General features: G+C 37.0%; 18 protein-coding genes. 2 read left to right on the forward strand and 16 right to left on the reverse strand.

What is annotated here, in order from left to right; genetic code table 11:
* Positions 1–97: 97 nt before the first annotated feature.
* From MKY51_RS09700 to MKY51_RS09745, 10 genes are all read right to left on the reverse strand, one after another.
* Complete coding sequence (locus MKY51_RS09700) at positions 98–970, reverse strand: pirin-like C-terminal cupin domain-containing protein (RefSeq protein ID WP_339171436.1); 873 nt, start codon at positions 968–970, stop codon at positions 98–100.
* Between the two features lie 63 nt (positions 971–1,033).
* Positions 1,034–1,456, reverse strand: a complete 423-nt coding sequence (locus tag MKY51_RS09705) for a VOC family protein (RefSeq protein WP_339171440.1) — start codon at positions 1,454–1,456, stop codon at positions 1,034–1,036.
* A 116-nt stretch (positions 1,457–1,572) separates the two neighbouring features.
* A complete protein-coding gene (locus MKY51_RS09710) occupies positions 1,573–2,058 on the reverse strand; it encodes a GNAT family N-acetyltransferase (protein ID WP_339171442.1) in 486 nt (161 codons plus the stop codon).
* Between the two features lie 90 nt (positions 2,059–2,148).
* Positions 2,149–2,871: a DUF5694 domain-containing protein gene (locus tag MKY51_RS09715; RefSeq protein WP_339171445.1), complete on the reverse strand. Its 723-nt coding sequence runs from the start codon at positions 2,869–2,871 to the stop codon at positions 2,149–2,151.
* 134 nt (positions 2,872–3,005) lie between these two features.
* Complete coding sequence (locus tag MKY51_RS09720) at positions 3,006–3,692, reverse strand: DUF3600 domain-containing protein (protein ID WP_339171447.1); 687 nt, start codon at positions 3,690–3,692, stop codon at positions 3,006–3,008.
* Positions 3,676–4,209, reverse strand: coding sequence for a sigma-70 family RNA polymerase sigma factor (locus MKY51_RS09725; protein WP_339171449.1), 534 nt, complete (start codon positions 4,207–4,209; stop codon positions 3,676–3,678). Before MKY51_RS09725 ends, MKY51_RS09720 begins: the two co-directional genes overlap by 17 nt.
* Positions 4,210–4,324: 115 nt before the next feature.
* Positions 4,325–4,540, reverse strand: a complete 216-nt coding sequence (locus tag MKY51_RS09730) for a DUF3923 family protein (RefSeq protein ID WP_339171452.1) — start codon at positions 4,538–4,540, stop codon at positions 4,325–4,327.
* Between the two features lie 72 nt (positions 4,541–4,612).
* Positions 4,613–5,050 carry a DMT family transporter gene (locus tag MKY51_RS09735; protein WP_339171454.1) on the reverse strand — a complete coding sequence of 146 codons (438 nt, stop codon included), beginning with the start codon at positions 5,048–5,050 and terminating at the stop codon, positions 4,613–4,615.
* A gap of 72 nt (positions 5,051–5,122) precedes the next feature.
* Positions 5,123–5,581 (reverse strand): DinB family protein, encoded by a 459-nt coding sequence (locus MKY51_RS09740; RefSeq protein ID WP_339171457.1) that lies wholly within the window; start codon positions 5,579–5,581, stop codon positions 5,123–5,125.
* 140 nt (positions 5,582–5,721) lie between these two features.
* Positions 5,722–6,255, reverse strand: a complete 534-nt coding sequence (locus MKY51_RS09745; RefSeq protein WP_339171460.1) for a helicase — start codon at positions 6,253–6,255, stop codon at positions 5,722–5,724.
* A 191-nt stretch (positions 6,256–6,446) separates the two neighbouring features.
* Between MKY51_RS09745 and MKY51_RS09750 the strand changes: the two genes are divergently transcribed.
* Positions 6,447–7,094 (forward strand): DUF421 domain-containing protein, encoded by a 648-nt coding sequence (locus MKY51_RS09750; protein WP_339171463.1) that lies wholly within the window; start codon positions 6,447–6,449, stop codon positions 7,092–7,094.
* Between the two features lie 75 nt (positions 7,095–7,169).
* Here MKY51_RS09750 and MKY51_RS09755 read toward each other — a convergent pair whose 3' ends face one another.
* From MKY51_RS09755 to MKY51_RS09780, 6 genes are all read right to left on the reverse strand, one after another.
* A complete protein-coding gene (locus tag MKY51_RS09755; RefSeq protein WP_339171465.1) occupies positions 7,170–7,700 on the reverse strand; it encodes an HAD family hydrolase in 531 nt (176 codons plus the stop codon).
* Between the two features lie 166 nt (positions 7,701–7,866).
* Complete coding sequence (locus tag MKY51_RS09760) at positions 7,867–8,343, reverse strand: CarD family transcriptional regulator (protein WP_339171467.1); 477 nt, start codon at positions 8,341–8,343, stop codon at positions 7,867–7,869.
* Positions 8,344–8,534: 191 nt separating this feature from the next.
* Positions 8,535–9,455: a phosphotransferase gene (locus tag MKY51_RS09765; RefSeq protein WP_339171469.1), complete on the reverse strand. Its 921-nt coding sequence runs from the start codon at positions 9,453–9,455 to the stop codon at positions 8,535–8,537.
* 67 nt (positions 9,456–9,522) lie between these two features.
* Positions 9,523–10,062, reverse strand: coding sequence for a hypothetical protein (locus MKY51_RS09770; protein ID WP_339171471.1), 540 nt, complete (start codon positions 10,060–10,062; stop codon positions 9,523–9,525).
* Positions 10,063–10,215: 153 nt separating this feature from the next.
* Positions 10,216–11,469, reverse strand: a complete 1,254-nt coding sequence (locus tag MKY51_RS09775) for a DUF4179 domain-containing protein (RefSeq protein WP_339171473.1) — start codon at positions 11,467–11,469, stop codon at positions 10,216–10,218.
* A complete protein-coding gene (locus MKY51_RS09780) occupies positions 11,466–11,963 on the reverse strand; it encodes a sigma-70 family RNA polymerase sigma factor (RefSeq protein WP_339171476.1) in 498 nt (165 codons plus the stop codon). Before MKY51_RS09780 ends, MKY51_RS09775 begins: the two co-directional genes overlap by 4 nt.
* A 150-nt stretch (positions 11,964–12,113) precedes the next feature.
* On the opposite strand from MKY51_RS09780, the gene MKY51_RS09785 reads away from it, so the two are divergent.
* A complete protein-coding gene (locus MKY51_RS09785) occupies positions 12,114–12,344 on the forward strand; it encodes a hypothetical protein (RefSeq protein ID WP_339171479.1) in 231 nt (76 codons plus the stop codon).
* Positions 12,345–12,641 lie beyond the last annotated feature (297 nt).

Consider the following 12,641-nt stretch of genomic DNA (forward strand, 5'->3'; position numbering starts at 1 on the left):
AAATTTTACCATAATTTAAGCGTCGAATTTGGTGAAAACAAAAAACCAGATGGCTCAGTTCCATCTGGTTCATTGTAATAACGGGAATTTATCAGTTTTATTTTCTTACAGCTGGCGGTCCAAATTTCCCTAGCTGTAAATCACGGAATGCTTCTCTGATTTCTTCTTTAGTATTCATCACGAACGGTCCGCCTAGAGCGATTTCTTCTCTAATCGGTACACCTGAATATATTAAAACTTTAGAACGTGTAGTTGCTTTAATCTTTAGTTCGCTTGAATTGTCTTCAGAACCAGCTTCGTTATAAGAGATTGTAGCCGCTCCTGTTTTGGAGATTTTGGTCTTACTTTCCCCAAACTCCATTTCACCTGCCAACATAAACAGGAATGAATTATGATTTTCAGGTAAGACATGCGTGTACTCAGCACCTTCACGAAGCGTAATTTCGGTCATCGTAATCGGAACTAAGCTCTGCATTGGCCCTTTAACACCGGCAATATCCCCTGAATAAACTCGAACGAATCCCCCATCGATATTAACTACAGGAGCATCTTCAACATAAATATTTTGATAAGACGTTTCTGTATGTTTTAAACTTTTCGGCAGGTTCAGCCAGAGTTGTAATGTATGAATCAAGTCATCATCAAATGCTTCTTCCGCATGTCGAGCTGCCCAGCCAGCATTCATATATTGAACATCCCCGGCATTTAAAATGCTGTATCCGCCGGCATTATCAATATGCTCAAGTCTGCCATCGACAACATAGGTTACCGTTTGAAATCCACGGTGCGGGTGATCAGAGAATACGCCACGTTTATACCAATCTTCTGCCATTAAAATAAATGGATCGAATTCGGCGTTACGGTTGGGATGTAGAATGAATCCTTGTTGGAGATGTGGATATCCATTTTTGTTGTACTCTGGATACCAAAAACTTTTAATTTCTCTTTGAAAAGCTATATTAGTTGCCAATTGTATTCCTCCCACCAAGGTTACTATGATTAAATTATAAGATCAAAAACTTCCAATTAAAGTTTATCGCATTTTCTCCGCTAACTCTAAAATTATGCCTTCAGGTCCTTGAACAAAGCATAGTTTATAAACATTATTGTAATTTTGGATTTCACTAATTATTTCCGCGCCTTTCTTTTTCAACTTAGCAACGACCGTTTCAATATCTTCAACGGCAAAAGCGATATGGGTTTTTGGTGATTGCTGAATATTCGACAGCTCTAAGTCTGTATGAAACTTGACCAACTCTAAATTGGCTTGGCCATCCGACATTCCCAATAGGACAATCGTTGCTTTCACTTCAGCAAGCCCGGTGATACGCTCTGCCCATTTCCCATCCACTTCCCCTTCACCAAGCACTTCCAGCCCAAATTCGACGAAAAACTCTTTAACTTCTGTAAGGTTATTTACTATGATCCCTACATGATCGATTTTGTGAATTTTCATATTTAATTCCCCTTTGCACTTAACTTACTTTTGCAATATAAAACAACTGTAGATTAATCTACCTAAAAAGAGGATTTCCAAAACAACGAAATCCCCCCTTATCATTAATCCATATTCTATTGCAGCTTGACCATGTTATACCAGCTGACGCCACCGTGCTGTGAATCGGAAATGCCGTGATTCATAAATCCGAGTTTTTCATAAAAAGGAACTAATTCCTGTTTGCATGTTAACGTGATTCCTTGGCGTTCATTTTCAATTACGAGCCGTTCCATTTTATCAAATAGTATTCGAGCGATGCCTTGTTTTCTTGCCTTTTTAGAGACAGCTACACCTAAAATACTCTGATAGCCGCCTTTTTTAGGATTTTCATTAATCTCTTCAAAAAGGTCATCCGTTATGTAGAGTTGAGGAATTACTGGACCGTTAATATAACCAACAATCTCTCCGTCTTTTTCAGCAACTATAAACGTATCCGCAATCAGCTGGATTCTTTCCACAAAGGCTTCCCTTGTAGCCGCCTCTTCTTTTGTAAAGCCTTCATTTTCAATGACGATCAGCTCTTCTAAATCTGTCTTTTGCACATTTCTTAATGTAATCATGTTGTTCCTAACCCCTTTATCTGGCCAATTACTTCTAATTTTCTGTTGAGTACCTCAACTCGTTTTCCCAATTTATACAGCTCGCCCCCCTTATTCCGACCAATGCCCGTACGGAATGACTTTTATGGATTCGTCCTCTTCCAGCAGTTGTTTAAGTAGATAGTTATGTGCGCTTCCATATAAAATAACAGCTCGTTTTGTTTCAGGAAGAGTGGATTTTTTTATATTACGGACGATTTTTAAATTCCGGTAATACCAGTATTTCGTCACCCACTCAAATGCAATTTTATCGTCGAGCTGCATTAAATCCACATAGACTTGATGATCATTTACATTGTATTGTTGTGTATTAATATATTTGTACAGTTCGATGATATCCCCTTGCTGAATGATAGTAGAGAGCTTTTCGAGCACAAATTGTACACGGTTCATTATTTCCTCGAACTCTGTTTTCGATTGCCCTTCTGCTACGAGACCCAGATCGATCGATTCTTCCGGCTGCTCGTTCCAATCCACAGCATAAATGGCATCATGTCCAAGCTTTTTCGCTAACCGGAATCCAATTTGATAAATCTCATTTTCTTTGAAATCTTCATTTACTTCTTCTACTTCTGCCGAGCGGTAAACTGAATTCAGATATTCTTGTAAATGAAATGGATATTCGACAAACACTTGATCCGCTTGGAACTTCGCAAGATCAATGGCCAACTTTTCAAAATCGCGATCATTATATTTCCTTTTATCCTTTACCGATAAAGTGTTCAAGTCTGAAGTATCGCTAAGGTGACATGTTCCGACTAATAGAATTTCCATATAAATGCTCCCTCTATTCACCTGTTTTTAATAAGTTTTCATTCCTAAATCTAACTAAATTTTAGCATAAATTTCCCAGGTGATATTACATTCATAAAAAAATCAGCTTGAATAGCCCAAGCTGATTGTCTCCATTAATTCCCCATTTGTTTTTCATTCACGTAATCCAATACGGCACGAGCCTTTAAAAATTCTTCTTGTGCATCTGCAGGAACCATCTCTACTTTTGGTGGTGAAGAAACACCTAATTGTGCCATAACTGTTTCAAAGGTTAATAACGCCTGAATATATTGCTCATATTCTTCAGGTGTTAAAATTTCTTTACTCGATGGCTGATTATTTAACTTATCAAAGTACGGTTGGATTTCATAAATGGCCGCTTTAACTTCCTTCAGTTTTTCTTCAGACACCTTAGAATAATCGATATTTCCGTTTTTATCGCCAAATTCAAGTTTTGCATCTGTAATGACATGGAGTATTTCTTTAAACTGTTCGAATTGTTCTTTTCCGAGGTCACCTTTTGCCTGGGACAATTTTGCATCAAATAGTAAATAACTTTTCATTGTAATATTTGCTATATGTTTTTTCACATTATCAAACGATCCGTATAGATCATCTGCAAGTAAAGACTGATACGCAAATGCTCCAGTTGGAACCATTAAGCAGGCAGCCATGATCGTAATTGCAATTCGTTTTTTCACAAAACGTTTCACCGTTCCGCCCATTTCCGATTTGGCTGCCTTTATGCCTTTTTTGCTTCTTTCATGAAGCTGGAACGGGATTTCAATTTTATCTATATCCTCTTTAAAATGATTCCCCATAGTTCTCTACCTCCTTTAAATTTTGGCGAAGCTTATTCAGAGCACGGTACAAAATCGATTTGGCTGTTCCGAGCGGGATGTCCAGAATATCCGAAATTTCCTTTAACGTACGGTCATTATAATACTTCAGTAAAATCACGCTTTTCTCATCTTCCTGCAAAATATCCATTAGTTCCCGTAACGATAAAGACATGGCAATATCTTCAACTCCTTCTTCCGTATGTACTTCAAACTGAGGTATGAGTGGCACTACTTTTTTATTTTTATTAATTACGTTCAAGGCACAATTGATTGTAATTTTCATAAGCCATGTCTTGAAATATTCCGGTTTATTCAAAGTGCGAATATTTTTGAATGACTGATACGCTACTTCTTGAACAACATCTAAAGCATCATTTTTATTTTTTACATAGACATAGGCCATTCGATAAATATCTGCTTCATATTGTTGGAAAAGCTCTAAGTATGCTTTGTCATTTCCTTTTTGAGCTTTTTTTACTAAGAGCTTCATATTCATCGCAATTCCTCCCTTCATTTTCGTTTTACATTTATTAGACATCCGAGAAGAACATTTGGCTTTAAAAAAAAAACGCTTCCCTTATTACGGAAAGCGCCTTAAATATTATAAGCTATTAACTTTTTCGTTTCTTTAAAAAAAATAAAAATATAAGTTGGACGATGGTAATGAAAATAAACACTACACCTAACAATGCCAAGGAAAGCCATCTAAGCTCAGATGTTTGGACTACACCTGCAGCATCTACTTCTCTAAAATAAATAAATATAGCTAAGCCACTAAACAAGACAAGCCAAACCCCATTAATAATTATCCACCATATTTTCTTCATTCATTTCCCTCCATAAATATACCTACGAAGGGAAACCAAATAAGTTTCATATACTATACAGAAAATTTCCATTTAAGCTTTATTAAACAAATAAATCCCGGCAAACATTAACGCAAGGGCAATGAGTTTCGTCATATTCATCGGATAGATAACCCCACCAAAAAGGCCAAAATGATCAATAATCGCGCCGACAAAAATCTGACCAATGATAACCGCCATAAACGTTGCAGCTACTCCGATTAAATTAACAGAATAGATATTGATGACAATAAAGAATGCGCCCAATAATCCTCCGATTAACTGCCATTTTGGAACAGTAAATACATTTAAAAAATTCCCTTTACCGAAAAAGAAAGCTAAAAAGAATAAGGCAAGGGCCCCTACCATGAACGAGACGGTGGCACTTTCCAATACACCTACTTTTTTACTGAATAAGGCATTGATTTGACTTTGTATCGCAACGGCCGAACCACCGATCAATGCTAATAAAGCAATTATCAATTTCAACATCAACAGTGCCTCCAATGTGAATACCATGAAATAATGTAATATAAATTTATTTAACTAGCATTATAATCTGTTTTAGATAGTAGATTTCATTTGATTTAAATGATGGATATCATGTTCCATTAAGCCTTTTAAGTATTCGTAAAACGTTAACGTTGATTGGTTAATCTGTATTGGGATCAGCCAGTCATCTTCAGGAATTTGCTTTAGCAGACTTAATAAGTCTTGCCTTACGTGAATACATTTTTCCAATGTATTTTCTACAGCTTCTGTTCTGGCTTGTAAAGAAGATTGGTCATTTAGCTCCGCGATACCCGGAGCTTCCGGTAAGTGTTCACCTGAAAATATATAGGGAATTCTTTGCTGTAACACAAATTCATCCCAAGGGTAAAAGTGACCGACTATTTCTATAATGGACCATTTACCTTCCCCAATTGGTTTTCTTAATCGATTTTCATCAACTGATTTCAAACTATGTATAAAAGTTATGACGTTTTGATGATGCACTACTATTTCTGATTTTTCCTTCAGCAATTGGACCACCTCAATATAGTTATTCGTTACTGAACACAAAAACACCTACAAAGGTTCACATTCCAGGAGACTTCAAAGGAACGTAAACCATTTCCATGACATTGGGTAAGCTCCACCAAAAACTTCACTAATATCGTTTCCTATTTTAGCTTGTCTGATTTGAAGACAAACCGGTTATCGGGATTCCACACATGCAAGTTGTCAGCTACATATCCGCGCAGCCATAATATGCCGTCAACTTTCCGGACATAAAATCCTTTCGGAAAACTTTCTTCATTACTTATTAATTCTGATGCAATGGTGACAGATCCTGAAGGTGCCTCATTTTTTTGTGAAAGATCCCCTGAATTCCCCTCATCTTGGTCTACATATTCCAGTCGTAGGTATGGTCCCAACTCAGGCGGACATAACTGCAAGCCCAGTTCGTTCGCTTGTCTAAAGATTTCAGGTAATGTTGCGCCATTCGGAAAGCCAAGGTCCCTAACGGATAGTTCAACAATTTCCACGCTATATGCTGTTTCGGTAATGGTAAACCGATCATCATATAATAATCTCTCACCATATTGGTTCAATGAAATAGACGATTGTTGCAGTTTTTGAATAAGATCGGCTTTCGACAGCCCTCCAACAACAATTGATTTTGTAATAACAGGACAGTCAGGGTATCTTCGCATTTCTTTCCCTCCTCATCGCTCCCGAGTTGTTATTTTTGTTGCAAAGCTTGCTTTTAAACCTCTACTAATCATTTCGATTCAACTCATTCATACTCCTTCAATCCCTTTAAAACAGGAAACGCTAGTGATTTAAGACCAGCTTACATTGACAGGCTTCAGGGTATTCAAAGGATAATAGGAGAGTGAAATACATGATTACAGCAATTACGATTAAAATCATTGCCGGGTTTATCGCACTCATGGTTGTGATCCGCTTTATCGGAAAAAAAGAGCTTACTGAAGTCACCCCATTCGATTTTGTGTTTATCGTGATTCTCGGTGGAACATTGGAAGAAGGGGTATACGATGAAAAAGTGAAGATTTGGGATGTCCTCTATACGATTGGATTATGGACTGCGCTCTATCTTTTAACCGATTTTCTTGTCAGGAAATTCGAAAAACTGCGCCCGATCATTAAAGGAGAGCCGTCTTTTCTTGTAAATAATGGGAAGTTGGATATTAAAGAATTAGAGAAAAACAAAATGGAATCCGAACAGCTGCGTTCGTTGCTGCGGATGCAAGGTGTTTTTTCGGTTAGGGAAGTAAAATATGCTCTTTTGGAACCTGGTGGGCAAATCAGCATATTGAAAAAGGATTCATCCGGGGAAGATTCCGGTGGTGTGCTCACTCATCTGCTTGTCGATGAAGGGCGAATTGAAGAAAGAGTTTTGGCACAAATCGGAAAAGACAAGCGCTGGATCATTCAGCAATTAAAAGAGGAAGGCTACGAGGATATCACGAAGATTTATTATGCGGAATGGTCTGAGGAAAATGGATTTTATGTTCAGACTTATGATTAATGGGTAGCAGGGCAGCTGCAACAAAGAGAAACGACATTAAAAATAACCCGCAAAGGTTTCCTCTGCGGGTTATTTCTAATCATTATTTGCATCATGAATAATCCATTGTGCTGCTTCCTGTAAATTGGGAAACACTGCATCTGCCAATGGATCACTTTCACCAATAAAGACAGCTTTTGTCCCGGCTTTCTTCCCTGCCTGAATATCCGTATCCGTGTCACCGACCATATAGGATTTTTCCAGATCAATGTTGTATTTTTCACCTAAATCCAAAATCATTTTGCTGTTAGGTTTTCTGCATTCACACCCGGCCTTTGGTTTATGCGGACAATAGGCAACCTCATGAATCGTTGCACCCTTTTTCTTCAACTCGGCCACCATATAGTCATGAACTCTCTGTAACTGCTTTTCCTTCATATAACCTAATCCGATTCCGCCTTGGTTCGTCACGACAAACACATAATCAAAACAGTCATTTAAATTTTTAATCGCTTCTTCTGCTCCAGGCAAAAAGTAAAATTGCTTCGGTTCATTTACAAATTTCACCCGCTTCGTCAGCACTTCGTTAATTACGCCGTCCCGATCTAAAAACACTGCTCTTTTCAATCCATCCACACCTTTAATTTTTAATCTTATATGTAGTATGTTAAAAATTATCGGCTTTAAGCGGTTTTGTTTCGAGTATTCAATGATTCTCTTCACGAAATCAATCAATTGAAAAAGGCACAACTCTTTTTAAGAATCGCACCCTTTTGGAAGTCTTTTATTATCTTTAGCCGAAACTTTTAATTTGATTTTCAGTAATCCCTTTAATTAATCCGAGTTCAATCCTCAAAAAATGATGCGCGCTATTTAACATTTCTCTTTCACTTGTATTTAATGCTTTTTCTTCTTTCATACGCATTAAATCACGTACAACTTCAGCACATTCCAGTATTTTACCCGTTTTCACTTTGTCCGAGTTCACTTTATATCTTTGTCTCCACGACAATAATTTATCGGATTCTCCATGCTGAAAAATGTGAATGATGTGTTTCAAATCCATTATATCAGTAACAGGTCGTATACTTGAATTCAATATTTTGTCCTTCGGAATCGTGATTAGCATATTACCGATTGACATTTTTATGACATAACACTGTTGTTTTTCACCTGATATTTCCTTTTCTACTACGGCTTTAATGATACCTGCTCCTTGCATTGGATAAATAATATTTTTACCAATTTGAAACAAATAATCCACCTCCATATTTGGCAACCATAAGGTAACCTTCTTAACCTTACCACGTATATGGATTTTTAACAAATTTTCAATAATAACATACACATAACATTAGTGTCAAACGATTTTTATTGGTTTTACAATAAGAATCGTTTTGGATGCGAATGAAGAGGTGGTGGGTTAATAAAAGATTGATTACGTATCATAATGTATTCGTTTTATACCAGTTTATAGTCAGCGCTGTTTAACAACATTTGAATTAAGCTATTAAATAATTTTTGCTGAGAAAGTTTTTGCCAATCCTCCTCATACTCCGCCATTAACCACATCACTTCATCTAGAAATACGTGCTGTTTGGCCATTTCCCAAAAGTTTTTTTCCTCATCGGTAATGTCCATGTGCTCTCTGTAACCCGATAAAAAAAGTTCCCATTCACCTCTTGTAAAGACCCGATCTGGTGCTTCTTCATGCTCATTATGAAAAAGTAGTAATGCGAGGGCCAGATCAAATATTTTTGGAATCCATGCCGCATTATCTGGATCAATTAAATATGGTGCGGGGGTGAATATTAAATTATTTGCTTTATAATCATGAGGCGTTGCCACATGCGGTAAATTGGCATTACAAAGTTCCTGCTGAATTGCTACACTTTCCATCAACTTTGTGTTTATTGCTGGATCAATTTTTAGTCCGGCTTTATGTGCATGATGAATAATTGCCTCCGTACTCTCTTCTACTTCTTCTTCATTAAAATCATATACATCATACGCAAGGAGGTCATATACATTTGTAACAGGTGAACAGCTGTGAATCTGTCCTAACATTTTACCGGCTTCATAAATTTCATTGTCTTTGCCTGAATATTTCTCACCTTCAATAAATGGATAAACTACATAGTTTGTATCATTATACTTTTGCGGATTATCAACTTGTAATTTAACTGGCGTTACAACATTTATCCCCTTATCTTTTAGCATGGTCGTATAAGAAATGACACTTGCTGCCCTTTTTTGTGTTCGTTTTACAACAACCTCCTGATCACCATAATTCACTCGGTATACTGGTGAATATGAGTAAATGCTTATTGGTTCTTCTTTCACTTTAAACCCAAATAAATTTAAGATTTCGGTTCCACTCATTAAATTAACCACCTTGTGTTTATAAAATTTACCACTGATACCTTGATATCTAAGCTGATTCTATTTATCACCCTCTTTCATCAATTGTTTTTGAAAATCCCGTAAAGATAAAACAAGAAATAAATGCAACAGTAGTGACCACAATACCAAAAAATATTCCAATCGCTCTCATAAAAGGATCATCACCTGGAAAAGAAGGCTCTAGAGTAACTAACATATAAATCAACATCAGAGACAAGATTAAATAAAAGCTGCTACCGATTACTGCCAACTTTAAGCGGTTCCTTTTCGTGCCTTGCCAAGTCTTATTAATTATTATCCATAAAAAGATACTTCCGATTACAGCAAGTACCATCACAAGTAAATGTACATACGGAATTAAGAAATAACTTAACAAATAAATGATAACGGTAGTTGAGAAAAATAGGATTGCATTCATAATAAATAGAAACAATCCGGCTAACCAATAATTTTGAAACCATTCAGCATTTTTTAATCTGTTTATTAGAAAATTGTCTTCTCCAAGTAAGTTGATTAACGGCCTTTTGAAAAATGTTACCAGTAATACTCCAATAAAACCTATAAATAAGAATAAAGTTAAAGACATATCTCCCCCCCCAATTGTTCAAAATTAAATCTTCCTTAAAGATAGTTAACGCCAATAATGGAATAAAGTTCCTAACTCAAAAGTCTACAAAAAAGAAGCATCATTCCCGGAGAAATCGATGCTTCTTTTCACTAAATCAACTGAGATCTATCTTTATTCTGCCAAGTCTATTTTAACCTCAACATCCTTCGCTATCGGATTATCAATGTAGCTGATCCATAGTTTTGCTTTACCATTGTATGGCTCATAATACTCTTTATAATTAAATCCTTCATAGGCTGAGGTAGAGAAACTGCTACTTGTCGAGTTTAGCGGTGTACCATCCTCTTTTTCAGCAGGATATAAGGGTTGGCGGCCATGGTCGTCTTTGACAGGTACTTTTAAATAGACATCATTGCCAACAACTTTAATATCCCAGTCAATGAAGTCTGGTTTGTAAAGTACTTCTTTTGTGGTGAAGTCAACTTCGATATAATCGTCGCCTTTTGGAATAGCTTGTATTTCACCGATGCGGACGATGAGTTCATCTGAATCGTAGAAGTAATTACTTTGTAAGTAAAACGTATATTTTCCCTCACGGAACGAACCACTTCCAACTAAACCATTCCGTATAAGTTCACGTTTTCTGCCGTTTTTGAGCTCCAGTGATATGTTATCAAGTGCGACAATTTGCATCGTGTTCGATGGATCTGGCTTTACTTCGAAATGGATGCGTAGCGGTGTCCGAATGATTTTACTAATTGTCAGGTGTTGACCTTGTGAAGTAATACTTGTGTTCGGTTCTACTACCTTGGCTTTGGCAATCGGCTTATTTAACGAGAATGGAATCGAAATCGTTTGTTTGTCCCCATCCCGCATTTCAAATTCTACACGGAAATTAGGGTTTGTTGTATCAAGCGGCTGGTCGAGCGTCATTTCAAGTATATGGCTACTATGGGCAACCGGCTCGTTTAAGTCGTCCGGTGTCCCGTGAGACATGCTGTTTTCAAGACGTTGGTCGCCTTGGTAAATATTCACGTAATAGTTATGATGATCGCTTTTTTTCGTCGGGTAATCAAAATCATACATGAGCATGATACCGTATTCATCGATAATTGCCCCTTGGAGTGTAATCGTAACGTCCATGCCTTGTACAAGTATGCCCAGTTCCTCGTAATATTCATTGGCAATGGCGTCCTTAATCCCCTCATTTTCCTGTACAAGCTCGACGATAACACTTAAACCAGGGATTTTAGCGGCATAGCTGGCAATCGTCGGCGAAACACGGACGGTTAGCAAAAAACTGAGGAAGATGATAGCTACTGCAGCGATTCCCTGCCACTGCTTCTTTCGCCGGCGTTCTTTTTTCAGTTTTGTATATGCATCCATACGTCCTTGACGCAGCTTATCTTTAGGAATTTTAATCATAGCCAATCCTCCTTTTGTCCAGCTGCTTTACGCAGTTTCTTTAAAATGGCGTGCAGCCGAGATTTAACGGTGCCTTCTGGAATATTTTGCAGTTCGGCAATTTCATTGTTTTTCAGCTGTTGGAAATATTTTGCGTAAACTAACTGTTGTTCAGTGAGCGTAAGTAGATTAAGAAGACGACTGATGTCATTATAAACTGGCGCTTCACTAAGGCTGGTCTCTTCAATTTCAACAGTTTGGATTCGTTTTTTCAGCATATCTTTACAACAGTTGATTAGTACACGTACAAGCCAAGTACGCGCAAATTCAGGCTGTTTAATGGTATGCATTTTTTTCAGTGCCTTATAGGTCATTTCTTGCATGGCATCAAGGGCATCCTGCTCATTTTTCAAGTATGTATATGCAATCGGGTAAAGTACTTCCTCATCTTGTTCAATCAGTTCCAGGATCGCTAGTTGATCCCCAGCGGTAGCTTTTTCAAGTAAATTCTCCAACGTACGCCACCTCCTTATTTATTAGACTATAAAAAATTTAATTTCGTTCGAAAAAAATTAAAAATAATAATGTTGAACGAAATCAATGTGGTTATATTCCTGAAGTAGCACATACCCTTTCCAGAAGCATAAACTACACAGAAAGGGTTGATGACAATGCCACCATGGCAACATAAGGTTAATTATTTAATAGGACAACCGATTGGTATATCCTTCGCAAATGGTCAGGGGACATCTGGGGTACTTTGTGGTGTATCAAACGGAAAGTTGATGGTTATTGAATATCTGTATCAAACACAATTTGCACTGAAACAGTACGAATTTTCAATGATTGCAGATATATCTGGTTTTCCACCGTGTAATCAGCAACGCCTCTATTAAAAATTGATTGTTAAATAAGACAGGTCAATTTGGGCTGACGGGTTCGGAAATCGGGGAGAACATATCAATTGGGGACGCAATTCGCATATGAATTGATGTCCCTGTTTTTGTTATTACATCAGCGATTTCACTTAAAATTCAGGTGAATTGGCATACCTATTAGAATGGTAATTCACAACACCGCTTAAAATTATGTTCCATGCGAATTCAGTGTTAATTATACTATTAAAACATCTGTTAATTTGTTAAAAGTAATTGATATAAAAATAATTTTCTAAATAGTTAAATTCATTGAAT

This window comes from Solibacillus sp. FSL R5-0691, from assembly GCF_037974225.1.
Lineage (GTDB): Bacteria > Bacillota > Bacilli > Bacillales_A > Planococcaceae > Solibacillus.

Excerpts from the sequence above, each read along its gene's own strand:
- MKY51_RS09705 (WP_339171440.1), bottom strand. The coding sequence starts at position 1,456 with ATGAAAATTCACAAAATCGATCATGTAGGGATCATAGTAAATAACCTT.
- MKY51_RS09710 (WP_339171442.1), bottom strand. The coding sequence starts at position 2,058 with ATGATTACATTAAGAAATGTGCAAAAGACAGATTTAGAAGAGCTGATC.
- MKY51_RS09715 (WP_339171445.1), bottom strand. The coding sequence starts at position 2,871 with ATGGAAATTCTATTAGTCGGAACATGTCACCTTAGCGATACTTCAGAC.
- MKY51_RS09720 (WP_339171447.1), bottom strand. The coding sequence starts at position 3,692 with ATGGGGAATCATTTTAAAGAGGATATAGATAAAATTGAAATCCCGTTC.
- MKY51_RS09725 (WP_339171449.1), bottom strand. The coding sequence starts at position 4,209 with ATGAATATGAAGCTCTTAGTAAAAAAAGCTCAAAAAGGAAATGACAAA.
- MKY51_RS09730 (WP_339171452.1), bottom strand. The coding sequence starts at position 4,540 with ATGAAGAAAATATGGTGGATAATTATTAATGGGGTTTGGCTTGTCTTG.
- MKY51_RS09735 (WP_339171454.1), bottom strand. The coding sequence starts at position 5,050 with ATGTTGAAATTGATAATTGCTTTATTAGCATTGATCGGTGGTTCGGCC.
- MKY51_RS09745 (WP_339171460.1), bottom strand. The coding sequence starts at position 6,255 with ATGCGAAGATACCCTGACTGTCCTGTTATTACAAAATCAATTGTTGTT.
- MKY51_RS09750 (WP_339171463.1), top strand. The coding sequence starts at position 6,447 with ATGATTACAGCAATTACGATTAAAATCATTGCCGGGTTTATCGCACTC.
- MKY51_RS09760 (WP_339171467.1), bottom strand. The coding sequence starts at position 8,343 with ATGGAGGTGGATTATTTGTTTCAAATTGGTAAAAATATTATTTATCCA.
- MKY51_RS09765 (WP_339171469.1), bottom strand. The coding sequence starts at position 9,455 with ATGAGTGGAACCGAAATCTTAAATTTATTTGGGTTTAAAGTGAAAGAA.
- MKY51_RS09770 (WP_339171471.1), bottom strand. The coding sequence starts at position 10,062 with ATGTCTTTAACTTTATTCTTATTTATAGGTTTTATTGGAGTATTACTG.
- MKY51_RS09775 (WP_339171473.1), bottom strand. The coding sequence starts at position 11,469 with ATGATTAAAATTCCTAAAGATAAGCTGCGTCAAGGACGTATGGATGCA.
- MKY51_RS09785 (WP_339171479.1), top strand. The coding sequence starts at position 12,114 with ATGACAATGCCACCATGGCAACATAAGGTTAATTATTTAATAGGACAA.